Genomic DNA, 21,922 nt, shown 5'->3' on the forward strand with positions numbered 1-21,922 from the left:
AGTTCAGCATCAAACTACAGCAGGTTTGAAGCTCTCCCTTTCAAGGTTGGTGGGAGAATGGAGCCGGGACATCTGTCACGGCGCCGCCCGGTTCCGGCAGGTCCCGCCAGCAATTCAGGAGGGGATCCTTATGGACCCCACCACATTGATTGTCATCGTCCTGGTCATCCTGCTGCTCATCGTCGCGAGGATGGCGGTCCGGATCGTGCGTCAGTTCGAAAAGGGCGTGCTCTTCCGGCTTGGCAGAGTCATCGGAGTTCGGGAACCTGGCCTGCAGTTCATCATCCCGGTGATCGACAGGCTGCAGCTGGTCAGCCTGCGGATCGTCACCATGCCCATCCAGTCCCAGGGCATCATCACCCAGGACAACGTGAGCGTGGACGTCTCCGCGGTGGCCTACTACCGGGTGGTGGACGCCGTGAAGTCGGTCGTCGCGATCGAGAACGTGGCCGCGGCCATCGACCAGATCGCCCAGACCACGCTGCGGAAAGTCGTAGGCCAGCACACCCTGGACCAGACCCTGTCGGAGACCGCGAGGATCAACGCCGACATCAGGGAAATCCTTGATGTACTTACCGTCGAATGGGGCGTCGAGGTCACGCTGGTGGAGCTGAAGGACATCCAGCTGCCCGAAAGTATGAAGCGTGCCATGGCCCGCCAGGCCGAAGCGGAACGCGAAAAAAGGGCAAAGATTATCGCCGCCGAAGGCGAAGCGATCGCCGCAACAGCCCTCGGTGACGCCTCCGACACCATGATGGCCCACCCGCTGGCACTGCAGCTTCGAAACCTGCAGTCCCTCGTAGAGATCGGCGTGGACAAGAACACCACGGTCGTCTTCCCCGCCCCGCTGATGAGCACCATTGGCGAGCTCTCCGCCTTCCTGGCCCGCGAAGGCCAGGCGGCATCCACCGGCAGCACGTCACCCGTCAAGGCGGCCTGACTTTCGCCTGCACGCCGCTCGGCACAAAAAACCCGCCGCTCGGCGCGCCAACAGTACGTTTGCTGATGATTTGGATCATGATTGCCGAAGGCAACGGGCCGGGCTCAACCAAGGCCTTTGGCCTCTGGCCCGATCAGACATTGACGTCTTCCACAAGCAAAGGGAATCAAACCATGGGCTTCCTGGACCGTGACCACTCCATCGCCCCGCCGGGCTTCAACCGCTGGCTGGTGCCGCCCGCCGCGCTCGCCGTCCACCTGTGCATCGGGCAGGCCTACGCCACCAGCGTGTACAAGACCGCGCTGGTCAAGCACTTCGGCGCCAGCCTCACCGAGGTCGGCGTCATCTTCTCCATTGCCATCGTGATGCTGGGCCTCTCCGCCGCGATCATGGGCACCTGGGTTGACACCAACGGCCCGCGCAAGGCCATGTTCACCGCCGCCATGTTCTGGGTGGGCGGCTTCCTGATCGGTTCGCTGGGCATCTTCACCCGCCAGCTCTGGCTGGTGTACCTGGGCTACGGCGTGGTGGGCGGCATCGGCCTGGGCATCGGCTACATCTCGCCCGTGTCCACGCTGATCAAGTGGTTCCCGGACCGGCCCGGCCTGGCCACCGGCATGGCGATCATGGGCTTCGGCGGCGGTGCGTTGATCGCCAGCCCGGTATCCCAGGCCCTGCTCAAGGCATACGACCCCAACTCCGGTGCGCAGGGCTGGGTTGCCAGCGGCGATGCCGTGGGCAAGCTCTTCCTGACCCTCGCCGCCGTCTACCTCGTGTACATGCTCTTCGGTGCGTTCACCATCCGGGTGCCTGCGGAGGGGTGGCGGCCCGCCGGGTTCGACCCCGCCAAGGTCAAGGCGGCAAAGCTGGTGACCACGGATAACGTGTCCGCGAAGAACGCCATCAAGACCCGGCAGTTCTGGCTGGTGTGGGTGGCGCTGTTCTGCAACGTCACCGCGGGCATCGGCATCCTGGAGCAGGCAGCGCCCATGATCCAGGACTTTTTCCGGCAGTCCGATGGCAAGTCCCTGGTGACCGCCAGCGTCGCGGCCGGCTTCGTGGGGCTGCTGTCCATCGGCAACATGACCGGACGCTTCGCCTGGTCCGCCACCTCCGACGTCACCGGACGCAAGCGGATCTACATGATGTACCTGGGCGTCGGCGCCGTGCTGTACATCATCCTGGCGCTGGCCGGCTCCACCTCGACCTTCCTGTACGTGGCACTGGCGTTCGTCATTATTTCCTTCTACGGCGGCGGCTTCGCCACAGTCCCTGCTTACCTGAGGGACCTGTTTGGGACCTATCAGGTGGGCGCCATCCACGGCCGGTTGCTCACCGCATGGTCCGCGGCCGGGGTCGCCGGGCCGCTGATCGTCAACTCGATCCTCGACGCGCAGGGCAAGCCGGGCCAGCTGAACGCCGCGTCCTACCAGCCCGCGCTGCTGACCATGGTGGCACTGCTGGTGATCGGCTTCATTGCCAACCTGCTGGTCAAACCCGTCGATGCCCGATTCCACGAACCCCGCCCCGAGCGGCACACATCTTCCATGGAGGCCTGACATGAGCAGCACTGCACACACCCCCGGCGCCCAGCCGGTCAAGCGGTCCACCGGCCGGCTAATCCTGGGCTGGGCTTTGGTAGGGATCCCGCTGGCTTACGGCGTCTTCCAGACACTGACCCAGGTGGCGGCACTCTTCGGATAGCCCGCTACGCTTGCCTGCGCGTCACACTGGCCCAGTTTTCAGGGACGAACGTCCGTGGGGCCGCTGAATTTCAGCGGTTTCCTCCTGAAAACTGGGCCAGTCTGTGCGCGGGAGTGACGCCGGGCACGACAGCAGGGGCCGGGTGCACCAGTCCGCGCTCCACATGCGGGCGGGGACTTTGGACCCTTCCCCGGGCTGCTCCGAAGCGACGAGGGTTGGGGTCATGCAGGAACCCCGGCAGCCGGGCTCCCCAACCGATGGCACAGGGGATTGGACCACGGACGATCCGTTCCGGCGGTATGCCGCCCGCTTTGGGCGTGAAATCACCCGCGTCCCGGACTCATTGCGGCAATCCATGGCCGGCACGGACGCTGCCGGGCTCGGCCCCGAGGGTGGCCCGGGGACCGCCAGCGGGATAGCCCGCACCCTGGGCCTTCCCGCCGCGGCCGTGGAAGGCCCGGCGTCCTTCTTCGCGGACTTCGCAGTGCCCCACGGCAACAGGCACGTGCGGGCGTGCTCCGCCGCGGCATGCTTCGCGGCAACCGGCGGGACGCACCTGGCCACCGTGGAGGCGGCACTCGGAGTGGAGGCCGGGAGCCGGGCCAGGGATGGCTCCGTCTCGCTCCAGGCGGTGCACTGCCTGGGCTTCTGCTATTCGGGGCCGGCAGCGCTGGACGGCGCGGAGGCACACGCCGGGCCGGACCTGGCAGCTCAACTGACGCACCAAGCTCCGCGGACCGCTCCGCCCATCCCGGTGGCGAGCAACAGCCGGGTGCCCGTGGTGACGGCCGGGGTGCTGGGAGAAGCGCAGCCGTGGTCGGTATGGCCGGCCATCGCAGCCTCCGCAGCCCCCGGGGATGTGCTGGCAGAAGTGGAAGCGGCGCAACTGCGGGGACGGGGTGGGGCAGGCTTCCGTACCGCCGCGAAATGGCGGGCTGCGCTTGAGCACCCTGCGCCCCGGGTGGTTGTGGCCAATGGTGACGAGGGGGACCCGGGCTCCTTTGCCGACCGGCTCCTGATGGAAGAGGACCCGCACCGCGTCCTGGAGGGCCTGGCACTGGCCTGCTACGCCGTCGGCGCGGACACGGGAATCGTTTTTGTCCGCTCCGAGTATCCCCGTGCCGCGGCCAGGCTGCGGGAGGCGCTGGCTGCGGCTCGGGAAGCCGGCCACCTTGGCCCCGACGTGGCAGGTAGTGGAACGCGGCTGGACATCCGGGTGGCGGTTGGCGCCGGGTTCTACGTGTCCGGCGAGGAAACCGCCCTGCTGAACGGGCTTGAGGGACTGCGCGGCGTGGTGCGGCCGCGCCCGCCGTTCCCCACAGCACACGGGCTGCACGGCAGGCCCACCGTGGTGAACAACGTGGAGACACTCTGCGCCGTCCCGTGGATCATGCAGCACGGCGGTGCCGCGTACGCGGAGATGGGAACTGCAACCGAGTCCGGGACGGTGCTGGCATGCCTGTCCGAGCGGTTCCTCCGGCCCGGCGCCTATGAGGTGGAGATCGGCACGCCCGTCCGGAGGATCGTGGAGGACCTCGGGGGCGGACTGCGTGACGGCGCCACCCTGCGCTCCCTGCAGATAGGCGGTCCGTTGGGCGGTTTCCTTGGCCCTGACGACCTCGATATCCCGCTGAGCGAAGCCGCCCTGTCCCGGCATGGGGCAGCCCTGGGCCACGCGGGAATCGTCGCCTTCGATGACCGGCTGACCGGCACCCAGGTGCTGCAGAACCTCTGGGACTTCGCCGCGGAGGAGAGCTGCGGGCAGTGTTCGCCCTGCAGGGTGGGCACGTGGCGCGGGCGGGCGCTGGCCGGCCTGCCGGAAGACCCGCAGCAGGGGGACGACGGCGGCGCGCAACGCAACCACGTGCTGCGCACCATGGCAGTGGGCAGCCTGTGCGCATTCGGACGCCGCGTCCCGGCTGCGGTGCGAAGCCTCGCCCGTGTCTACGGACTTTCCGGGTGGACGGCATGAGGCTCTCCGTTGACGGGCACCCGGTGGACGTGACGGACGGCGCAACCCTGCTCGACGCCGTGCGCGCCGCCGGCCTGGCGATTCCCACCTTGTGCCACGATGACCGGCTCAGCACTGTGGCCTCGTGCCGGACGTGCCTGGTGGAAGTGGCCGGCCGCGGCCTCGCGGCAGCCTGCAGCACACCTGCCCAGGACGGGCTTGTCATCGCGGTGGAAGCCTCCCGGCCGGACCGGCGGGCGGCACTCGAAGCCATTGTGGCGGGACTGCCGCCCAAGGCGCTGGACGCATACCAAGGTGGGCCGGAGGCGGACCGGAGTGAGCTGGCCCGGGAGTGTGCGGAGTACGGTGTGCACGCCCCGGCGGGGGCCGTACTGCTCCCGGTCCGCGGCATCGACCACTCCCACCCCTACGTCAAGCTGGACCGCGACCTTTGCATTGCCTGCGGCCGGTGCGTGCGCGCCTGCGCGGAGATCCAGGGCACGTTCGCCCTCACCCTGGTGGGCAGGGGAGCCGGGACCGTGGTGGCGCCGGGGACGGGTGGCCCGTGGGCGGAATCCGATTGCGTCTCCTGCGGCGCCTGCGTGGACACCTGCCCCACGGGGGCCCTCTCGGAGCCCGGGCTGCTGGACCTGCAGCGGACAACCAGCGAACAAGCACCCAGCGAACAAGCACCCAGCGAACAAGCACCCAGTGAACAGGCACCCAGCGAACAGCGGACGACGACGTGCGGCTATTGCGGCGTCGGTTGCACTTTGGAGGTGGCCACCCGGGGCAGCAGCATCATGACCGTCAAGCCGGCCATGAACGGGTCCCTCAACCGGGGACATGCCTGCGTCAAAGGCCGGTTTGCCCACGGGTTCCTCAACTCAGCGGAGCGGCTCAGCACGCCCCTGATCCGGCGGAACGGGACGCTGACTCCCGCAACCTGGGACGAGGCCATCGGGTTCGTGGCTGGCAGGCTTACCGCAGTCCGGGACGCAGACCCGGACGGATTCGCCCTGATCTCATCGGCACGGGCCACGAATGAGGAGAACTACCTGGCCCAGAAGTTTGCCCGCGCCGTCATGGGAACCAACAACGTGGACAACTGTTCCCGTCTCTGCCACGCCCCCTCGGCCACCGGCCTGGCTGCCGCCTTCGGCCTGGGCGGCGGGACCAACCCCTTCGATGACCTGGATGCCTGTGACGCGATCCTGCTAGTGGGTGCGAACCCGACGGCGGCACACCCCGTAGTCGGCTCACGCATCTTCCAACGGGTCATGGGCGGAGCGCGCCTGGTGGTGGTGGATCCCCGGCGGACGTACCTCGCACGGCACGCGGACGTCCATCTCCGGCCCCGGCCGGGAACCAACGTCGCTGTGTTCAACGGACTGGCGCACGTCCTGGTACGGGAGGGGATGACTGATTCCGCGTTCCTGGCGGCGCACGCCACCGGCTATAAGGAACTGCGGGGGCTGCTGGAGGACTACCCACCGGACCGGGTGGCAGCGATCAGCGGGGTGCCGGCGGAGGACCTGGTGCAGGCGGCGCGGCTCTACGGGCAGGCAGCGGCGCCGGCCATCTTCTACGGGCTGGGCGTGACCGAACACCTGCACGGCACGGACGGTGTCCGGACACTGTCCAACCTCGCAGTCCTGCGCGGAGCTGTGGGCCCCGGCGGCGGAGGCGGTGTGAACCCGCTTCGGGGACAGAACAACGTCCAGGGTGCTTCGGACATGGGGGCCCTGCCGGACCTGCTGCCCGGGTACCAGAAGGTCGGCGACCCTGCCGCGCGGCACCGGTGCGCGGCCGCCTGGCAGGCTGAAGTGCCTGCCCGGCCCGGGCTTCGGACCCCGCAAATGTTTGCCGCCGCCCGGTCCGGGGCGCTCCAGGCACTCTGGATCATCGGCGAGGACGTGCTCACCACGGACCCGGACAGCACCGCCGTCCGCGCCGCGCTGGAGGCCTGCCCGCTGGTGATCTGCAACGACCTGTTCCTGTCCGATACCGCCGCGGCCGCCGACGTCGTATTCCCTGTGGCGGCATGGCTGGAGAAGGAGGGAACGTTCGTCAACTTTGACCGGCGCTTCCAGCGGGTCCGGGAAGCCGTTGTACCCCCTGCAGGTGTCCGCACGGACTTTGCCGTGCTGCACGCCGTCGCGGACCGGATGGGGGCGGGCCTAGGCTGCGAATCGCCCGCGGATGCCATGGCGGAGTGCGCCGCCGTGGCGCCCCTGTTCGGCGGTGTCACGCACTCCCGGCTGGACCGTGAAGGGCCGCTGCACTGGCCGTGCGGATCCCCGGATTCCCCCGGTACGCCCCGGCTTTACGAGGACGGCTTCGCGACGCCGGACGGGCTGGCCCATTTGGCCGCCAGGCCTTATCTTCCGCCCGGCGAGGAGTGCGACGGGGAGTTCCCGTTCCTGCTGATTACGGGGCGCAGGGCGGAGCATTACAACTCGGGGAGCATGACGCGGCGCACCGCCAACCTGCGCCTGCTGGGCCGGGAGACGGTGGACGTCGGGCCGGGCGACGCCGCGGCGCTGGGCGTGGGCGACGGAGACGCCGTCCGGGTGGCGAGCAGGCACGGGGAGGCGGTGCTTCAGGTGAAGATCAGTGACGACGTGGAACCGGGCCAGGTGTTCGCCGGTTTCCACTTCCCCGGCGCCGCGGTCAACGGACTCACCTCGCCGGTGGGGGATGAGGCCACCGGCTGCCCGGAGTACAAGGTGACCGCGGTCAGGCTGGCTGCGTCTTCCCGATCCGCCGGCGGAGGACCGTCGCGGTAATCCACGTGACCAGGCTGCATGCCGCGGCGCCCCAGAGGATGTCCGTCACGGCCACCAGCGCGGTGAAGTCCTTCAGCACGGCAAACCCGGTGAGCGCCCACGTGGCGTAGGTGAAGAACCCGAACAGTGCCGCCCCCGTGACCCGCTGCCGCACGGAGACGTCCTGGGCGTTTGGACGGACGCCGTAGTGCACCATCCCCGCCACGAAAATGACATAGAACAGCACCGCGCCCAGGAGGTTCGCCTTGGGCGCCAGCAGGCCGCCGATCTGGCCCTGGTACAACGGGTTGGCCACCAGCAGGATCCACGCCACGTCCAGCACGGCGAAGATCAAGGCGGTGACTGCGTAGGCGGTCAGCCAGTTCCTAGTGCGGGGGCTCACGCTGTGCTCCTTGCGTCGGTGTAGAGGTTTTCCACGAAATGGCGGGCGCGTTCTGTGAAGACGGCCCGTTTGAGCTTCATGGTAGGGGTGACCAGCCCGTGGGACTCGTTGAGGTCAGCCAGCAGCAGCACGAACTTTCGCACCTGTTCCGACCGGGCCAGTCGGGCGTTCGCGGCAGTGACCACTTTGCCCACCACACCCAGCAGCCGCTCGTCCTCGATCTGGACCGCGCTGCCGTCATCGGGGATCCGCAGCCCGGCAAGGTCGGCGATGCCCTCCCGCTCGGCCCAGGCCGCCACGGACTCCGGGTCCAGCAGCACCAGCCCGCCCAGGTACGGTTTGCCCTCGCCCACCATGACGGCGTGCGCCACCAGGGGGTCGCCCTCCACGTAGCCTTCCCAGATGGAGGGGGTCACGGTTTTGCCGCCCGCGGTGACGATCACGTCCTTGATCCGGCCCTTGAGGGTGAGCCGGCCGCCGGAGTCCAGGGAGCCCAGATCGCCGGTGCGGAAGAAGCCGTCCACAAAAGCGCCGTCGTTGTCTGATGCCCGGCGGTATCCGGCGAAGACTCCCACGCCGCGGGCCAGCACTTCGCCCTGGTCCGAGATCCGCACGGTGGTGCCGGGCATCGGCACGCCGACCGTTCCGGAATGGATGGCGCCGGGCAGGTTGCCGGTGAGCGGGGCAGTGGTCTCCGTGAGCCCGTAGCCTTCGATGACGGGCAGGCCCAGGCCGCGGAAGAAGAGGGACAGGTCGGCGTCCAGGGCGCCGGCGCCGGAGAGCAGGCAGTCCAGTCGGCCGCCCACCAGCGCCCGGAGGCGGGCGTAGAAAAGCCGGTCGAACACCGCGCGCCGCACCCGCAGGCCGCGCGGGGCACTCAGGGAGGGATCGGCGTCGTGCGCTTCGGCAAACCGGCCCCACTCCACGGCCGTGCGCGGCGCCAACGCCCACACGCGGCCCAGGTGTTTCTGCGCCGCGGCGGCGGCTGCGGAGGCCTGGATTTTCTGCAGGACGCGGGGGACCACCACCAGGAACGTGGGCCTGAGCGCGCCGAGGGCGGGCACCACGTCGCGGGGGTCGGAGAGGTGCGCGATGCGCATACCGTTGGCCACGCAGATCAGCTGCAGGCCGCGGGCCAGGACGTGCGCCATGGGCAGGAAGATGATGGTGTTGCCGTCCTCGCGGACCACGCTGGTGTAGGCGGCGCCCACGTTGAGGATCTGGCCGACGAAGTTGCGGTGGGTGATCAGGGCGCCCTTGGGGGCTGCGGTGGTGCCGGAGGTGTAGACGATGGTGGCCACCGAATCGAGGTCGTGCAGCAGGCGGCGTTCCTCCACGTCGCCGTCCGGCACGTCCGCGCCGCCCTGGACCAGGGCTGCCAGGTCGGCGCCGGGGCGTGCATCCATGGTCCAGACGCCCAAGTTCGCCGCGCCGTTCCCGGCGAAGCCCTGCTCCAGCAGGGCGGCGTGCGCGGCGGTGCCGGCGATCGCCAGGCGCACGGCTGCGTCTTCCAGGACGGCGGTCACCTGCGGCTGGGCGGAGGTTTCGTAGATGGGAACCGCGACGGCGGCGGCGAACCACGCTGCCATGTCCGCCACCGCCCATTCATAGCGGGTGGGGGACATGATGGCCATCGAATCGCCGGGCTGCAGGCCGGCGGCGATCAGGCCCTTGGCCAGGGCGCGGACTTCGTCCACGAACTGCCGGGTGGTCACCTGTCGCCAGGGATCGGTGACGGGGGCCCCGCCGGCCCGGACCTCGAAGGCGACGTGGTCCGGGGAGATGCGGAAGCGGTGCATCAGCAGGTCCGTGGCGTTCCGGTGCCCGGACAGGTCGGCCAGCGGCGGGGAGGTGAACTCTCTCAAGGGGTGTCCTTCTCGGAAAGGGAGTGCAGGTGGTCCTGCATGAGGTTCAGTGCGATGTTGAGGAAGTCCCCGACGGCGTCCTGCCGGGCGCGGGGGAGGGCCTCGAGGTGCTGGTTGGTGGCGTCCATGAGGGGGCGCATCAGGTCCATGATGTCCTTGGTGGCCGCGGGGGTGGCGCTGACATGCACGTGCCGCCGGTCCTCCTCCGAGCGAAGCCGTTCGACGTAACCGCGCGCTTCCAGCCGTCCGACGATGGCGGTGGTGGTGGCAGCGGTGGCGCCCAGCTTTTCGGCAAGGGTGCCGACGGTGACTGCCCCTGACTGGGCCAGCGCCGAGAGTGCGCGGTAGTCGGTGAGGTTCAGGTGCAGGCAGCGGGCCACTTCCCGCTCGGTTTCGTTGGCGAGGTCGAATAGAGCCTGGAGCGCGGACGCGGCGGGGTGGTAGGGCGGCGGGGCCATGGTTCCTCCTCAGCAGCCTTATAGTAGTTATTGTCCTCTAGTCATCAAATTCATTTGAATACAAGAAAGACTAGCAGGCGCGGTTGGGACCGGTCGTGCAGCAGCGCGCGGCCGGCCAGGGGAAAGGAACCTGTCCGTGAACGACAAGAGCCGCAAGGCACTCATCAGTACCGTTATCGCCGTGGTGGTGGCGGTGCTCATCGCCCTCGCCGGAAGCCAGGGCGGAGCCAGGATCGCCGGGTGGCCCGTCTTCGCGCTGGGGGTTGCCATCGCGTTCGTCATCCAGTGGCTGGTGTTTATTCCGTCCTTCAAGGCGCAGACGGAGAAGTTTTACGACCTCACCGGCGCCCTCACCTACATCTCCATCACTGTGTTCCTGGTGCTGGCGTCCCCGGGGGTGGACGCACGCGGATTGCTGCTGGCGGCCATGGTAGTGCTGTGGGCCGGGCGGCTGGGCAGCTTCCTGTTCCTGCGGATCAGCAAGCACGGCAAGGACGACCGCTTCGATGAGCTCAAGCCGGACTTCTTCCGCTTCCTGAATACCTGGACCCTCCAGGGCCTCTGGGTGGTGCTCACCGCGGCGCTTGCCTGGGTGGCCATCACCTCGGACAAGAAAGTCGGCCTGGACGGCTTCTTCTGGGTGGGCCTGCTCGTGTGGCTGGTTGGCATCAGCATCGAGACCGTGGCCGACGTGCAGAAGACCCGCTTCAAGGACAACCCCGCGAACAAGGGCCGGTTCATCAACGCCGGCCTGTGGTCCAAGTCCCGCCACCCCAACTACTTCGGAGAGATCACGCTCTGGGTGGGCGTGGCCATCATCGCACTGCCAGTACTCCAGGGCTGGCAGTGGGCGGCACTGATTTCCCCGGTGTTCGTGGCCCTGCTCCTGATCAAGGGCAGCGGCGTGCCGCCCCTTGAGAAAAAGGCGGACAAGAAGTGGGGCGGCCAGGCCGACTACGAGGCCTACAAGAAGAACACCCCTGTGCTGGTACCAAAACTGAAGTAGGGCTTTCCCAAACAGGGATTGACGACGGCGGACTCCGGAACCGGGTGCCGCCGTCGCCCGTTGTTCAGGTACGATTTAACCCATCAAGGGGAGTACTCCCGTCTGTGGTTGGCCCGTCAATACGGATGCAGCGATGCATCCCGGGCCACCGGCTCCGGTTTTCACCGGGCGGAGGAGACCTTGGCGTCAATGTCAGCGCCTACCCTTGGAGTACCCACATGCAGGTAACACCCCTGGTCTGGATCATCACCCTCGCGGTGACCATTCTGTTCTTCGTTTACGAGTTCTTCGCCCACGTCCGCAAGCCGCATGAGCCGTCCATCGGCGAATCCGCCCGCTGGTCCGCGTTCTACATCGGACTCGCCCTTTTGTTCGGCGTCGGCATCGGCGTGGTCTCGGGATGGACGTTCGGCGGCGAGTACTTCGCCGGCTACCTCACCGAGAAAGCCCTGTCAGTCGATAACCTCTTCGTCTTCCTCATCGTGATGACGGGCTTCGCTGTTCCCAAGAAGTACCAGCAAAAAGTGCTGATGGTGGGCATCATCATCGCCCTGGTCCTGCGCGGCGGGTTCATCGCCATCGGGGCCACGCTGATCGAAAACTTCTCCTGGGTGTTCTACATCTTCGGCGCCCTGCTGCTCTTCCTCGCCTACAAGCAGGCCTTCGGCGGCCACGACGCCAACCCGGCCGACGGCAAATTCATGCAGCTGGTCCGCCGCGTCCTCCCTGTCACTCCGGACTACCACCGGGACCGGCTCACCGTGAAGCTGGACGGCAAGCGCTTCGTGACGCCGATGATGCTCACCATCATCGCCATCGGGTTCGTGGACCTGATCTTCGCCGTCGACTCGATCCCCGCGATCTACGGCCTCACCAGCGAGGCCTACATCGTCTTCACCGCCAACGCCTTCGCCCTGATGGGCCTGCGCCAGCTGTTCTTCCTCATCGGCGGACTGCTGGAGCGCCTGGTGTACCTGGCCCAGGGCCTGGCCGTGATCCTCGCGTTCATCGGCGTGAAGCTGCTCTTCCACGCCCTGCACGTCAACGAGCTCCCGTTCATCAACGGCGGCCAGCCGCTCCTGTGGGTGCCGGAGATCCCCATCTGGCTCTCGCTGCTCTTCATCGGCGCAACCATCCTGGTGGCCACGGTGGCCAGCCTGGCCAAGACCCGCGGCGGGCTGGGCGCCAGCGAAGCTGTCCACCCTGAGGTAACTCAGGAGGACACCGACTCCACGGCTCGCACGCCGCGGTAGCCACTGGCTGGCTCTAACTATGCAGGACGGACGACGGCGGCACCCGGGTTGGGTGCCGCCGTCGCAGCTTAAGCGCAGGAGTCGGGAAGGATTGCCCCAGTTGCGCTGAAACCGTCAACCTCAGCGGATTCTGGCCGCTAGGCTCTTTCGTGGCGTCAGCGTAATCGGGGCTGACGCACCAAACTTTTCGTGCACAATCCGGGGGAACTGCATGTCCAGCCACGCGTCCTTGCCCACCACCGCGCCTGCGTCCGGCACCCGCTGGAGCGCCGCCGTCGTCCTTTCCGCGTTGCTGGCCCTTTTCGGCGGACACCTGCCTGCTGTTGCCGCGGACAGCACCACCGCCGCAACGGTCCAGGCCGTGGACCTGCTGCAGACCCTCCCCGTCAAGGGCCGCGCGCCCAAGACGGGGTATGAGCGGTCGCTGTTCGGGCCCACATGGGCGGACGTGGACCAGAACGGCTGCGACACCCGGAACGACATCCTCAACCGGGACCTTACCGACATCACCTACGTCAACAGCGTCCCCTGCACGGTCAAGGCCGGGGTACTCGCGGATCCCTACACGGGCACCGTCATCAACTTCGTCCGTGGCACCACCACCAGCAGCGCTGTGCAGATCGACCACGTGGTGGCCCTCAGCGACGCCTGGCAGAAGGGCGCCCAGCAGCTGACCACGGAGCAGCGGACGGCGTTTGCGAACGACCCGCTGAACCTGCAGGCAACGGATGGGTCCACCAACCAGCAAAAGGGCGACGGCGACGCCGCCACGTGGCTGCCGCCCGCCAAGGCCTTCCGGTGCGAGTACGTGGCGCGGCAGGTTTCCGTGAAAGCGCGTTACAGCCTGTGGGTGACGCAGGCCGAGCACGACGCAATCGCCGGCATCCTGGCCGGCTGCCCCGGCCAGCCGGCACCGACCACCGTCGCGCCCGCCTCTGCATCCACCACCGTCTACTACGCCAACTGTGCCGAGGCGGTGGCAGCGGGAGCAGCCCCGCTCTATGCGGGTTCCCCGGGGTACCGCTCGGGGCTGGACGGCGACGGCGACGGGGTGGCCTGCGAGGGATAAGCGGCCTGGTAACCACTACCGTCCGGTGTGCGCAACGGCCGACGGCGGCACCCGGCGGGCGGTTTCTAGGGGTCGTTGCAACACTGCTGGTGTTATGTGGTCATTAGTAGATCACGCAGACGCTCGGCTGGGGTGTCCCAGCCGAGCGTTTTGCGTGGTCGGCTGTTGAGTTCTTGGGCGACGTGTTCGAGGTCTTCGGGGCCATAGATGGATAGGTCCGTGCCTTTTTCGAAGTATTGGCGCAGCAAGCCATTGGTGTTTTCGTTGGAGCCGCGTTGCCAGGGGCTGGCGGGGTCGCAGAAGTAGACCTGCATGTCCGTGGCCATGGTGAAGGATTTGTGGGCTGCCATTTCCGCGCCCTGGTCCCAGGTCAGGGAGCCTCGGAGGTGTTCGGGGAGTGTCTTCATCGTGGCGATGAGGCCATCACGGACGGTTTCGGCGGTGTGGTCTCCGGGCAGATGGACGAGCATGACGTATCTGGTGGTGCGTTCAACGAGGGTGGCGATGGCGGACTGGTTGCTTGCCCCGGTGATCAGGTCTCCTTCCCAGTGTCCTGGAACGGCGCGGTCTTCAACTTCGGGTGGGCGTTCGGAGATCATCACCATAGGGTCAGCGAAGCGGGGCTGCCGCTGCTGGGGGTCCTTGTGAGGCTTACGGCGCGTCCGGCCGGTGCGCAGAGCTGCCTGGACTTCACGTTTGAGTCCTCCGCGGGCCTGGAAGTAGAGGGCCTGATAGATCGTTTCTGGGCTCACGCGCATCTCCGGGTCGTTGGGAAACTTCCTGATCAGCTTGTTGCTGATCTGTTCCGGTGACCAGCGCCGAAGCAGCTTCTTCTTCACATACTTTCGTAACCGGTGGTGAGTGACCAGCTTGCTGTCCTTGGGCCGGGGCCGCCGGGCGGTCGCGGCACGTTGGGCTGCATAGGCGTAATACTTCCCATCGTTGACACTGTTCCTGGCCAGTTCCCGGCTGATGGTCGAGGCGGACCGGCCCAGCTCCCTGGCGATCTTCCGGACCGGTGTGCCGGCAGCGCGGAGGTCAGCAATCCGTTCCCGGTCCTGCAAAGTCAGGAATCTGGCATCCAGTGGTTTCTCCAAGGCCGCAAGTGCGGGAAACGCGCCAGAATCGGTGATCGCTTCGTCGGTGGTCAGTGTCATCACACCACTGGTGTAATCGACCCGGCGGCCATCACGGTAGATTCGCCCGTTCCGTGTCCTTCTGACCCCGTTGTCCCATTCCTGGGCCGTGCACCGGTTAATGCCCAGTTCTTTGGCAGCCTCCCGGCGTGTCATTCCAGCTTCGCGGAGCTTGCGGAAATCCTCACGGCTGGGGCCTTCCGTGCGTTTCCGCGCAAGCCCGGCCTTCTGGGTCCACTTGTAACAAGTTTGACGGCTCAACCCCAGTTCGGCAGCGGCAACCGTAGTGCTACCGGTACGCGCCAAAGCCTTGAAGAACGCTGCCTTCACCTCCGGGGTTACTCTCGCCCCACGGACATTCCCGCCATTTATGGTGCCGGCAGATATTCCCGCCTCACGCAGCCACCGGTAGCACGCCGACGGTTTAAGCCCGAGCTCAGCCGCGGCAAGAGCAACACTCCCCGCGCTTGCCAGTGCCCGGAAGAACCCTTCCCTTTCCCCGGAGGTATAGCTCCGTCGAGGGGTCCTGCCCTCGCTTAAAGACGACATGGTCGTTGCAACTCCCAAAACTAAGGGGTGTTGCAACGACCACTAGAACCCAAGGCCTGGGTGCCGCCGTCGGCTGTGTGCCTTAAAGGTTGAAGGGTGTCAGCCCTGGTACGCCTTCGGCAGCTTCAGGCCGCGTTCCTCCATGAGGGTGCGCAGGCGGGTGGGGTAGTCGGTGATGATGCCGTCCACGCCCATGTCCATCAGCCGGGTCATGTCCGCGGTGGTGTTCACGGTCCAGGGGATGACGGCCAGGCCCAGTTCGTGGGCTTCGGCGATCATCGTGGGGGTGACTGAACTGAACGTGGGGGAGACGACGTCGTACCCCTGGGCGGCGGCCGCCTTGGGAAGGGAACCGTCGTAGTCGTCGATGTCGATGCCGCCCAGGTTGGGGCTGGCACCCGGCTTGCCCACGCCCATCCAGGCGTCGCCGCTGGACAGCGCAACGAGCGTCAGCTCCGGCGCGATCTGCTTGGTGAGGTTCAGCGAGGACCAGTCGAAGGACTGCAGGGTGGTGCGGTCCGCCATGCCGGATGCTTCGATCTCCGCCACCACGGCGCGGGTGAGCGACTCCATGCCGGCGCCGCCAATCTCGGTGTCGTTGACCTTGGTTTCGACGTTGAACCGGACCTTGTCGGCCTTGCGGTCGCGGCCCAGCTGGTAGACGTCCTTGAGCTCGGCGATCCGGTTGCCCTCTATCACGTCCTGCTCCGGGAACCCGGGCAGCTGCTTGTAGCCACAGTCCAGCGTCTTCAGCTGGGCCAGGGACAGGTCGGCCACGCGGCGGCCCACATAGGGGAACTCGGGATCACCCGCGCTGGCAGGGGCGGTGTCAACGCACTTGTTGGCCTGGATGGTGTCGTCGTGCCAGACCACCACCTTGCCGTCCTGGGTCAGGTGCGTGTCCAGCTCCAGCGTCGTCACGCCCAGGGCAAGGGAATTCCCGAACGCGGCCAGGGACTCCTCGGTCCACTGGCCGCGGCCGCCACGGTGGCTCTGCAGATCGAAGGAGCCGTTGCGCTCGTTGGTTTTGATCGCCGAGGTGGCGGTTCCGGCAGCGTTCGACGACGGCGTGCCGGCCGGGTTGCCTTCGGCGGCGACGGCGGGGCCCCCCATGGAAGCGATGAGGGCGGCGGCTGCCGCGGCGGTCAGGACGTGGCGCATGGTGGTTCCTCCTGGGGTGGCGGGGCCGGCGGGTGGCCGGCGAGTGACCAGTCCACGCTAGGGAGGGCAGGTTGCGCAATGGGTGCGGCGAGTTGGAGGGGAGGTTAACGGGACGTAGCCGCCGGCAGGGGAGGACTCCCCATCCTGTTCCCTGTCTTTTTGTGTCTATTCGTTGTGCTTATATGAGCCTGCGCTGCAGCATTCAGCTGCAACCAGCCACTCACCACGTTGGAGAATCATGAAATTCACGAAGGGTAAACCGAAGCTCAAGGGCTTGTCGCTGCTTGTCGCCGTTGGGGTGACGACAGGGGCGTCCCTGGTCGCAGCGCTTCCCGCCGATGCCGCAGGCCCGTGCGGCACCGGATACACGTACATCGGCTCCCACCCCATCACCGTGCCCAGCTACAGCAAGGACTACCGCTACGGAAAGCCCGGAACCAAAACCGGCTCCATCGATGTGTACTGGAACTCTACGGCGCGGAAAAACTGTTCTGTCGCTTACGCCTACGGCCCCACCTACGGTGTCCGGATGTACCGCCAGAACATGATCGGACGGTACCCGTCCTACGGCCCCGACGACATCTCGCACGACTATTACTCCTACTATGCGGGACCGGTCTACACGGATACGCAACCGGTCGGCGGCCAGTGCATCACCCTGGACGCGAGCTTTGGGCCGAACTCAACGGACAAATCCAGCTGGGGTGCTGCGTTCTACAGCCCCGTTCACTGCTAACCAAGAATTTCGACGGCGGTACCCGGACGGGTGCCGCCGTGCCGGGTTCGTGCGCCACACTGGAGTCTGCGCCACACTGGAGTCTGCTCCTCCCACCAACGAAAGCAGGACTCCCTGGATAACTCTCCAGCAGGACGCCGACGGCTTTGTCCGCATGAACCGGCACTACCCGGCCAGCGTCCGAATCAGGATTGCCTTCAATGACGGCACCACCGGCGAGTTCTCGGGCCAGACCCTCAACAACGCCTACGACGCTGCGCTCGCCGAGTTCCGGGCCAAGAACGGGCTCGACGCGAAAGGGTTCAACCGGGCTCCGGCAAAGCGGACCAACTCCGGCAACAGGGTGGACTTCGTGCCGGTGCATCCAGGCATGGGAGAGTAGCCCAGAGATGCAGCCGCGCTGCTCAGGCAGAGCGGGAATGTGCAGCGCTTGGCTATTGCTGGGGCACTACATCGGCGTGCCGGTGGGCCACCTTCCACTGGCCATCCTCGCGCCGGTAGACCTGAGTGGCCCGGAGCGTGAGGTTGGTGGGCTTGCCGTCCCTGTGGAAGGAGATGCGCTCGATGCCTGCGGTATAGGCCATGTTCCCGGAAACGTCGCACGCCTGAAGCTCCAGCTCCCACGACGAGCAGTTGGAGAAGCTGTTCTCCAGGAACCTGAAGCTTTGCTCCACTTCGTCCAGCCCGTAGGCGTTGCGCAGTGCCCCGAGGATGCTGACGGGCTCGGTGTGGGACCAGAGGGCACGGCGCGGATTCGCGTCTCCGTTGTGCAGGGCGACTTCCGCGTCGTGCAGCGTCGTCCTGACCCACTGAAGAAAGTCCTCGCGGTCACTCATCGCGTCAAGATACCTGTGCGGTGTGGGCCCGGAAAAGGGCGGAAAGTCCCCTATGAGCGCGCGCTTTCATTTCCAGCAACCCCGCCCCGGTTGCTAGGTAAAGCGCCGCAGAAAAGAGGGGGGCAATGTGGGGTGCTGTTCCCCTCGACCGGTCCCCAGCCCGGGCCTAATCTGTCCTCGCAAGGATCCGGCGAGGAGGATGGAGGTGCCCGAAATGGGAGCACCAGAAAACGCCGCACTGGTGCGGCGGGGCTACGAAGCGTTCAGCGCAGGCGACATGGATACGCTCCGGGACCTGTTCGTTGAAGACGCCGTCTGGCATGTCGGCGGCACAGGTCCGTTGTCCGGCGATAAGAAGGGCCGGGACGCGATCCTGGCCTACTTCGGCGAACTTTATGCGCGGTCCAACGGTTCGATGAGGGTCACGGTGGAGGACGTGGCGGCGGGGGACAGATATACGGTTGGCGTCCAGTTCTCACACGCGGAGCGAGACGGCAAGACCATGGATATGCGGCAGGTTATCGTGTTCAGCATCGCCGACGGCAAAGTCACGGAGGGCACCGAAATGCAGGAGGAAACAACCCTCGTGTCTGATTTCTGGTCTTGACTGCCCGCAGGCCGGCCAAATCATTTTTCGCGGGAATCGGACAACGATGAAAAAAAAGGGGAGCGATCATGGCGGTAGCAATCATCATGGAGTTCGATGGTTCAACGCTCGAACAATATGACGAGATCAACAGGAGAATGGGGCTGACCCCGGGAGGGCCTGGTCCGGAGGGATCAATTTCCCACTGGGCCACAGCAACCGATAACGGCTTGCAGGTCACGGATGTCTGGGAAAGCCGCGAGCAGTTCGATGCCTTCGCCCGCGACACGATGGGGCCGCTGAGCATGGAACTGGGATTCGCCGCACCACCGAAGATGACCTTCTGCGACGTGCACAACTACTTCACCCGCAACGCCGCGGCCTGAAAACCCGTCGGCGCCTCGCCTTCGTCGGGGCGCTGCAGCCCTCTCGCGCCGGCCTGTTGCCTATGACCTTCAGTTGCTGTGGCCCTGGCCGGCGGTGTCCTCGTGCGCCTTGACGACGAACTGTTCCACCCGCCGGTCCGGCACCAGCCAGATGAGCGCGACGACGGTGAAGGCGGCGACGCCCAGCAACGGCTGAACGAAGGTGAGGGCGATGCCGGTGAGGTAGATCAGCGGCGAGGCCTTGCCCTTCCAGTCCTTCCCGACCGCCCGCGCGAGGGCGCCGTCCCTACCCTGCACGGCAATGAGCCGCCGTTCCAGGATGAAGTAGGCGATCGCGGCGCACAGCAGGTTGATCCCGTACAGCAGCACGGGGATCTGCAGGAAGCCGGACTCATCCATCCACCGCGTGGTGAACGGGAACAGTGACAGCCAGAACAGCAGGTGCAAATTGGCCCAGAGGATGGCGCCGTTCACCCGGCTGGCGAGGTGGATCATGTGGTGGTGGTTGTTCCAGTAGATCCCCACATACACGAAGCTCAGGAGGTAGGTGAACAGCGTCGGCAGGATGGCGGCGACCCCGGCCCATGTTGGTTCCTCCGGGGTGTGCAGTTCGAGCACCATGATGGTGATGATGATGGCCAAAACGCCGTCGCTGAAAGCTTCAAGCCGGTTCTTATTCACCCAAATATTCTGCCCGCAAAGTCGGGGGCCCGGGCATCCGCGCGAGGACCAGAGCGATAACACTAGGGCGATATCCCAAAAGGAAGAACAGCGGATCGCTCAGCCAACCTGGACAATCATTGAAACTGGCCGGAGGAGGCCGAGCAGGGCTGGTTCGGTTATCGTGAAGCATGACACGGGGGATAAGTCATGCACTTAGTGCTTTGATACTGGTCGGCTCGTTAGTGAGCGGCTGTGGGGCCGCATCCTGCGATTCCGCAATGCGCTTCAGCACCCTGGAATTAGACTTCTCAGCCCTTCCGGTCACCGGCAAACTTGAGTTTGAAGTGACTTGCCTAGACCGGACTGACCAAGAGGCCTGCACAGGTTACCGTGCCGGACACCGCTATAGCGTCGCAGAGGACAGCGCCGTATCCCTGTGGGTTGGAGTCCGCGCCGTGCGCTTGTCCGTGTACGACGAAGCCTCCCAGATGATAGTGGCCGAAAAAGTCTTGGACCCAATCCCCTGGGATCCCCCACCGGTGGAAGGCCCTTGCGGCCCACCGCAGTCAAAGGCCAAGTGGAAGCTGTAAGCAACCCACGACAGGACCTGCGTCGCTGGCTTCGGCGACGAGGACCTATCCGGACTTCATGCTCTCAAAGGGCGAGATTGCGCCGGCGGCCACTGATTAGGAAGCAGCCAATCAAGGAGAAGCCGAGCGGCAGTAATTTCGATTGTCTCGAGGGCAGCGTAATCATTTGGCGTCGCGAAGCGGATTCGAGCTGTAACCATTTGGTCCTAGGGTGGCAGCCCCTTGTCACAGTGCCCGACAAGACCTTTAGCGGCCCCGCTCAAGATCATTCAGCGGATACCAGCGCGGCGAAGCCTTTCAGGTGCTTGGCTGGTGAGTGCCTCCAGTGCAGTGGGTGGCGATTGAAAGAGGCTTTCACCTCTGGCATTGTGCAGCGCCGGCCACAGGCTGGCAGCCCAGGCGATTTCGCGCTCCTCTGAGGTGAATACTTTGCCTCTCGTGCGTTCATAGCAATCGATGAATTCCTCCGATGCTTCCAGGGACGCAAGCGTCGGGACGGCGGTGCTTGTGAATGCCCCTGATGCTGCTCCGACGATAGCTGCAGCCGGTAGTGCCACGAGGCTGTCCCAGTCGTGTACGGCCCAGGGGCTGGCATCCTTCCATCGAAGATTCTGGCTCTCCCAGTCTCCGTGGCCGACGACCAAAGGAAGAGACGTTGCGGCGAGTCGCTTGGACGCAGCACGGGCAATCGCGTTCACGTGCGCAGGTACCCGGTCCTGGTCCATCGCGTCCGCGATCGGGTTTGGCGGCCACAAGCTGCGTGTCGGGGGATTCCAGTACATCCATGGCGGCGGCGCGCCCAGGCCCCTCGGGGACTCCACTTCGAGGATCGCTGCAAGGTCGGCCAAGAGGGATGCCGAGCGATCAGCGAACCGGACGTCTCCATCCACGTGCATCTCACCGCCGGAGCGCCAAGACTCTGCGCTAACGACCATCCCGGGGCCGAGCCGGGCCGCGTCCGTCATGGGACGGGCACAAGGAAACCCCGCATCGGCGGCGATCGCCTGCAGTTGAAGGCATCTGCTGACTCTTTCCCACCCTTCCGGCCGGACCTTGACCGCGCAGGGGCCTCGCTCATCGGAATCGAAACGGAACAGTTGCGACATCTGGCCGCCGGCCTCGGAGTCCACCTCTGCGAGCGTGCCAGATCCCAATGCACGCAGGCACCACGCTTCAACCTGCACCGCAGTCACCATCAGTTGATCCTACAAACAGCGCCTCGTGGTGTCGCCGGAAGGGCCTCCACCCTCGTAAGCCCATGGCCAAGCGGGCTCTTGAACGCCGGACTGCAGATCCTCCAAAGAACCCTGGCCAAACGAGTCCACTGTGCTTCCTGAGAGGATCGGGTCTATGGATTCGATCTTCGTGAATGGAACAGTCGGCGTCGGAAAGTCGACCCTGGCAGATGCGCTCAGCGCGGCTGAACGCGGTAGCCACGCCGTCATCGATCTCGACTCAATTAGAAAGCTAAGGCCGGCGCCAAGTTCGGATCGGTTCAACCACGAACTCGAGCTGCTCAATCTCAAAAGCCTCGCGCGAAACTACCGGGCTGCGGGCGCAAAACGGTTCATCATCGCAGGAGTCATAGAGGAAAAAGCCGAATTACCTCGCTACATCGATGCGCTGGGTTCTGATGGATTGTTTGTCTGCCGTCTCGTAGCTCGTTCCGATGTCCTTCAGTCACGTCTGCACTTCCGCCATCGGGAGGATCCTGAAGGACTGGTGTGGCATCTGGATCGGCTAGGCACTCTTTCGGACGTTCTTGAGGCTGCAGACATTGATGACCTGGTACTGGATTCGTCAGACGTTCCACCTGTTGAGCTTGCGGTGGCTGTTCGGCGAGCTGCCGGTTGGGACTAAAC

General features: G+C 65.9%; 21 protein-coding genes. 13 read left to right on the forward strand and 8 right to left on the reverse strand.

From position 1 onward, the window contains the following. The first annotated feature begins 130 nt into the window (after nt 1–130). The 5 genes from LFT49_RS05470 to fdhF all read left to right on the forward strand — a co-directional run bounded on the left by LFT49_RS05470 (nt 131) and on the right by fdhF (nt 7,384). The gene (locus tag LFT49_RS05470) at nt 131–940 is read left to right on the forward strand and encodes a slipin family protein (RefSeq protein WP_237429977.1); all 810 of its coding nucleotides are present in this window, start codon (nt 131–133) and stop codon (nt 938–940) included. Nucleotides 941–1,113: 173 nt separating this feature from the next. Further along, nucleotides 1,114–2,499 (forward strand): OFA family MFS transporter, encoded by a 1,386-nt coding sequence (locus LFT49_RS05475; protein ID WP_236801332.1) that lies wholly within the window; start codon nt 1,114–1,116, stop codon nt 2,497–2,499. A 1-nt stretch (nt 2,500) separates the two neighbouring features. Beyond that, on the forward strand, nt 2,501–2,644 hold the full coding sequence (locus LFT49_RS05480) for an MFS transporter small subunit (RefSeq protein ID WP_236801333.1): 144 nt from the start codon (nt 2,501–2,503) through the stop codon (nt 2,642–2,644). Nucleotides 2,645–2,867: 223 nt separating this feature from the next. After that, the gene (locus LFT49_RS05485) at nt 2,868–4,616 is read left to right on the forward strand and encodes an NAD(P)H-dependent oxidoreductase subunit E (protein WP_237429978.1); all 1,749 of its coding nucleotides are present in this window, start codon (nt 2,868–2,870) and stop codon (nt 4,614–4,616) included. After that, entirely contained in the window at nt 4,613–7,384 is a 2,772-nt protein-coding gene (fdhF, locus tag LFT49_RS05490) for a formate dehydrogenase subunit alpha (RefSeq protein ID WP_237429979.1), read from the forward strand. The genes LFT49_RS05485 and fdhF overlap by 4 nt, the downstream gene beginning before the upstream one ends. Here fdhF and LFT49_RS05495 read toward each other — a convergent pair. Genes LFT49_RS05495 through LFT49_RS05505 form a run of 3 tightly spaced genes read right to left on the reverse strand, consistent with a single transcriptional unit; the run spans nt 7,335 to nt 10,089 of the window. Further along, complete coding sequence (locus LFT49_RS05495) at nt 7,335–7,766, reverse strand: DUF2177 family protein (protein WP_237429980.1); 432 nt, start codon at nt 7,764–7,766, stop codon at nt 7,335–7,337. The genes fdhF and LFT49_RS05495 overlap by 50 nt on opposite strands. Beyond that, nucleotides 7,763–9,631 (reverse strand): AMP-dependent synthetase/ligase, encoded by a 1,869-nt coding sequence (locus LFT49_RS05500; RefSeq protein ID WP_237429981.1) that lies wholly within the window; start codon nt 9,629–9,631, stop codon nt 7,763–7,765. Before LFT49_RS05500 ends, LFT49_RS05495 begins: the two co-directional genes overlap by 4 nt. Next, on the reverse strand, nt 9,628–10,089 hold the full coding sequence (locus LFT49_RS05505) for a MarR family winged helix-turn-helix transcriptional regulator (protein ID WP_237429982.1): 462 nt from the start codon (nt 10,087–10,089) through the stop codon (nt 9,628–9,630). The genes LFT49_RS05500 and LFT49_RS05505 overlap by 4 nt, the downstream gene beginning before the upstream one ends. A 136-nt stretch (nt 10,090–10,225) precedes the next feature. Here LFT49_RS05505 and LFT49_RS05510 point away from each other — a divergent pair, with 136 nt between their 5' ends. The 3 genes from LFT49_RS05510 to LFT49_RS05520 all read left to right on the forward strand — a co-directional run bounded on the left by LFT49_RS05510 (nt 10,226) and on the right by LFT49_RS05520 (nt 13,417). Then, a complete protein-coding gene (locus tag LFT49_RS05510; protein ID WP_237429983.1) occupies nt 10,226–11,095 on the forward strand; it encodes a DUF1295 domain-containing protein in 870 nt (289 codons plus the stop codon). Nucleotides 11,096–11,313: 218 nt separating this feature from the next. After that, entirely contained in the window at nt 11,314–12,348 is a 1,035-nt protein-coding gene (locus LFT49_RS05515) for a TerC family protein (RefSeq protein WP_237429984.1), read from the forward strand. A 211-nt stretch (nt 12,349–12,559) separates the two neighbouring features. Next, nucleotides 12,560–13,417, forward strand: coding sequence for a GmrSD restriction endonuclease domain-containing protein (locus LFT49_RS05520; protein ID WP_237429985.1), 858 nt, complete (start codon nt 12,560–12,562; stop codon nt 13,415–13,417). Between the two features lie 92 nt (nt 13,418–13,509). On the opposite strand, the gene LFT49_RS05525 is transcribed toward LFT49_RS05520, so the two are convergent. Together LFT49_RS05525 and LFT49_RS05530 are read right to left on the reverse strand one after the other, a co-directional pair. Continuing rightward, nucleotides 13,510–14,709, reverse strand: coding sequence for an IS30 family transposase (locus tag LFT49_RS05525; protein WP_442863690.1), 1,200 nt, complete (start codon nt 14,707–14,709; stop codon nt 13,510–13,512). A gap of 492 nt (nt 14,710–15,201) precedes the next feature. After that, the gene (locus tag LFT49_RS05530; RefSeq protein ID WP_236821442.1) at nt 15,202–16,263 is read right to left on the reverse strand and encodes a glycerophosphodiester phosphodiesterase family protein; all 1,062 of its coding nucleotides are present in this window, start codon (nt 16,261–16,263) and stop codon (nt 15,202–15,204) included. 238 nt (nt 16,264–16,501) lie between these two features. On the opposite strand from LFT49_RS05530, the gene LFT49_RS05535 reads away from it, so the two are divergent. Together LFT49_RS05535 and LFT49_RS05540 are read left to right on the forward strand one after the other, a co-directional pair. Next, complete coding sequence (locus tag LFT49_RS05535; RefSeq protein WP_236821443.1) at nt 16,502–16,999, forward strand: hypothetical protein; 498 nt, start codon at nt 16,502–16,504, stop codon at nt 16,997–16,999. A gap of 154 nt (nt 17,000–17,153) precedes the next feature. Next, a complete protein-coding gene (locus LFT49_RS05540; RefSeq protein WP_237430476.1) occupies nt 17,154–17,381 on the forward strand; it encodes a hypothetical protein in 228 nt (75 codons plus the stop codon). Nucleotides 17,382–17,433: 52 nt separating this feature from the next. Here the strand turns inward: LFT49_RS05540 and LFT49_RS05545 are convergent, their stop codons facing one another. Further along, nucleotides 17,434–17,835, reverse strand: coding sequence for a YybH family protein (locus tag LFT49_RS05545; protein WP_236821445.1), 402 nt, complete (start codon nt 17,833–17,835; stop codon nt 17,434–17,436). Between the two features lie 214 nt (nt 17,836–18,049). Between LFT49_RS05545 and LFT49_RS05550 the strand changes: the two genes are divergently transcribed. Both LFT49_RS05550 and LFT49_RS05555 read left to right on the forward strand, forming a co-directional pair. Further along, on the forward strand, nt 18,050–18,442 hold the full coding sequence (locus LFT49_RS05550; RefSeq protein WP_236821446.1) for a nuclear transport factor 2 family protein: 393 nt from the start codon (nt 18,050–18,052) through the stop codon (nt 18,440–18,442). Nucleotides 18,443–18,510: 68 nt separating this feature from the next. Further along, nucleotides 18,511–18,807, forward strand: coding sequence for a hypothetical protein (locus LFT49_RS05555; protein WP_237429986.1), 297 nt, complete (start codon nt 18,511–18,513; stop codon nt 18,805–18,807). Nucleotides 18,808–18,876: 69 nt separating this feature from the next. Here LFT49_RS05555 and LFT49_RS05560 read toward each other — a convergent pair whose 3' ends face one another. Both LFT49_RS05560 and LFT49_RS05565 read right to left on the reverse strand, forming a co-directional pair. Beyond that, nucleotides 18,877–19,488, reverse strand: coding sequence for a TMEM175 family protein (locus LFT49_RS05560; protein ID WP_236821447.1), 612 nt, complete (start codon nt 19,486–19,488; stop codon nt 18,877–18,879). An 841-nt stretch (nt 19,489–20,329) separates the two neighbouring features. Then, entirely contained in the window at nt 20,330–21,256 is a 927-nt protein-coding gene (locus tag LFT49_RS05565; RefSeq protein WP_237429987.1) for a phosphotransferase, read from the reverse strand. Nucleotides 21,257–21,410: 154 nt separating this feature from the next. Between LFT49_RS05565 and LFT49_RS05570 the strand changes: the two genes are divergently transcribed. Next, nucleotides 21,411–21,920 (forward strand): AAA family ATPase, encoded by a 510-nt coding sequence (locus LFT49_RS05570; RefSeq protein WP_237429988.1) that lies wholly within the window; start codon nt 21,411–21,413, stop codon nt 21,918–21,920. The last annotated feature ends 2 nt before the right edge of the window (nt 21,921–21,922 follow it).

This window comes from Arthrobacter sp. FW306-06-A (assembly GCF_021870055.1).
Classification (GTDB): domain Bacteria; phylum Actinomycetota; class Actinomycetes; order Actinomycetales; family Micrococcaceae; genus Arthrobacter.

Bases quoted from the DNA above. Each gene is read 5' to 3' on its own strand.
- LFT49_RS05470 (WP_237429977.1), top strand. From the start codon at position 131: ATGGACCCCACCACATTGATTGTCATCGTCCTGGTCATCCTGCTGCTC.
- LFT49_RS05475 (WP_236801332.1), top strand. From the start codon at position 1,114: ATGGGCTTCCTGGACCGTGACCACTCCATCGCCCCGCCGGGCTTCAAC.
- LFT49_RS05480 (WP_236801333.1), top strand. From the start codon at position 2,501: ATGAGCAGCACTGCACACACCCCCGGCGCCCAGCCGGTCAAGCGGTCC.
- LFT49_RS05485 (WP_237429978.1), top strand. From the start codon at position 2,868: ATGCAGGAACCCCGGCAGCCGGGCTCCCCAACCGATGGCACAGGGGAT.
- fdhF (WP_237429979.1), top strand. From the start codon at position 4,613: ATGAGGCTCTCCGTTGACGGGCACCCGGTGGACGTGACGGACGGCGCA.
- LFT49_RS05505 (WP_237429982.1), bottom strand. From the start codon at position 10,089: ATGGCCCCGCCGCCCTACCACCCCGCCGCGTCCGCGCTCCAGGCTCTA.
- LFT49_RS05515 (WP_237429984.1), top strand. From the start codon at position 11,314: ATGCAGGTAACACCCCTGGTCTGGATCATCACCCTCGCGGTGACCATT.
- LFT49_RS05520 (WP_237429985.1), top strand. From the start codon at position 12,560: ATGTCCAGCCACGCGTCCTTGCCCACCACCGCGCCTGCGTCCGGCACC.
- LFT49_RS05525 (WP_442863690.1), bottom strand. From the start codon at position 14,709: ATGACACGCCGGGAGGCTGCCAAAGAACTGGGCATTAACCGGTGCACG.
- LFT49_RS05530 (WP_236821442.1), bottom strand. From the start codon at position 16,263: ATGCGCCACGTCCTGACCGCCGCGGCAGCCGCCGCCCTCATCGCTTCC.
- LFT49_RS05535 (WP_236821443.1), top strand. From the start codon at position 16,502: ATGAAATTCACGAAGGGTAAACCGAAGCTCAAGGGCTTGTCGCTGCTT.
- LFT49_RS05540 (WP_237430476.1), top strand. From the start codon at position 17,154: ATGAACCGGCACTACCCGGCCAGCGTCCGAATCAGGATTGCCTTCAAT.
- LFT49_RS05545 (WP_236821445.1), bottom strand. From the start codon at position 17,835: ATGAGTGACCGCGAGGACTTTCTTCAGTGGGTCAGGACGACGCTGCAC.
- LFT49_RS05550 (WP_236821446.1), top strand. From the start codon at position 18,050: ATGGGAGCACCAGAAAACGCCGCACTGGTGCGGCGGGGCTACGAAGCG.
- LFT49_RS05555 (WP_237429986.1), top strand. From the start codon at position 18,511: ATGGCGGTAGCAATCATCATGGAGTTCGATGGTTCAACGCTCGAACAA.
- LFT49_RS05565 (WP_237429987.1), bottom strand. From the start codon at position 21,256: ATGGTGACTGCGGTGCAGGTTGAAGCGTGGTGCCTGCGTGCATTGGGA.
- LFT49_RS05570 (WP_237429988.1), top strand. From the start codon at position 21,411: ATGGATTCGATCTTCGTGAATGGAACAGTCGGCGTCGGAAAGTCGACC.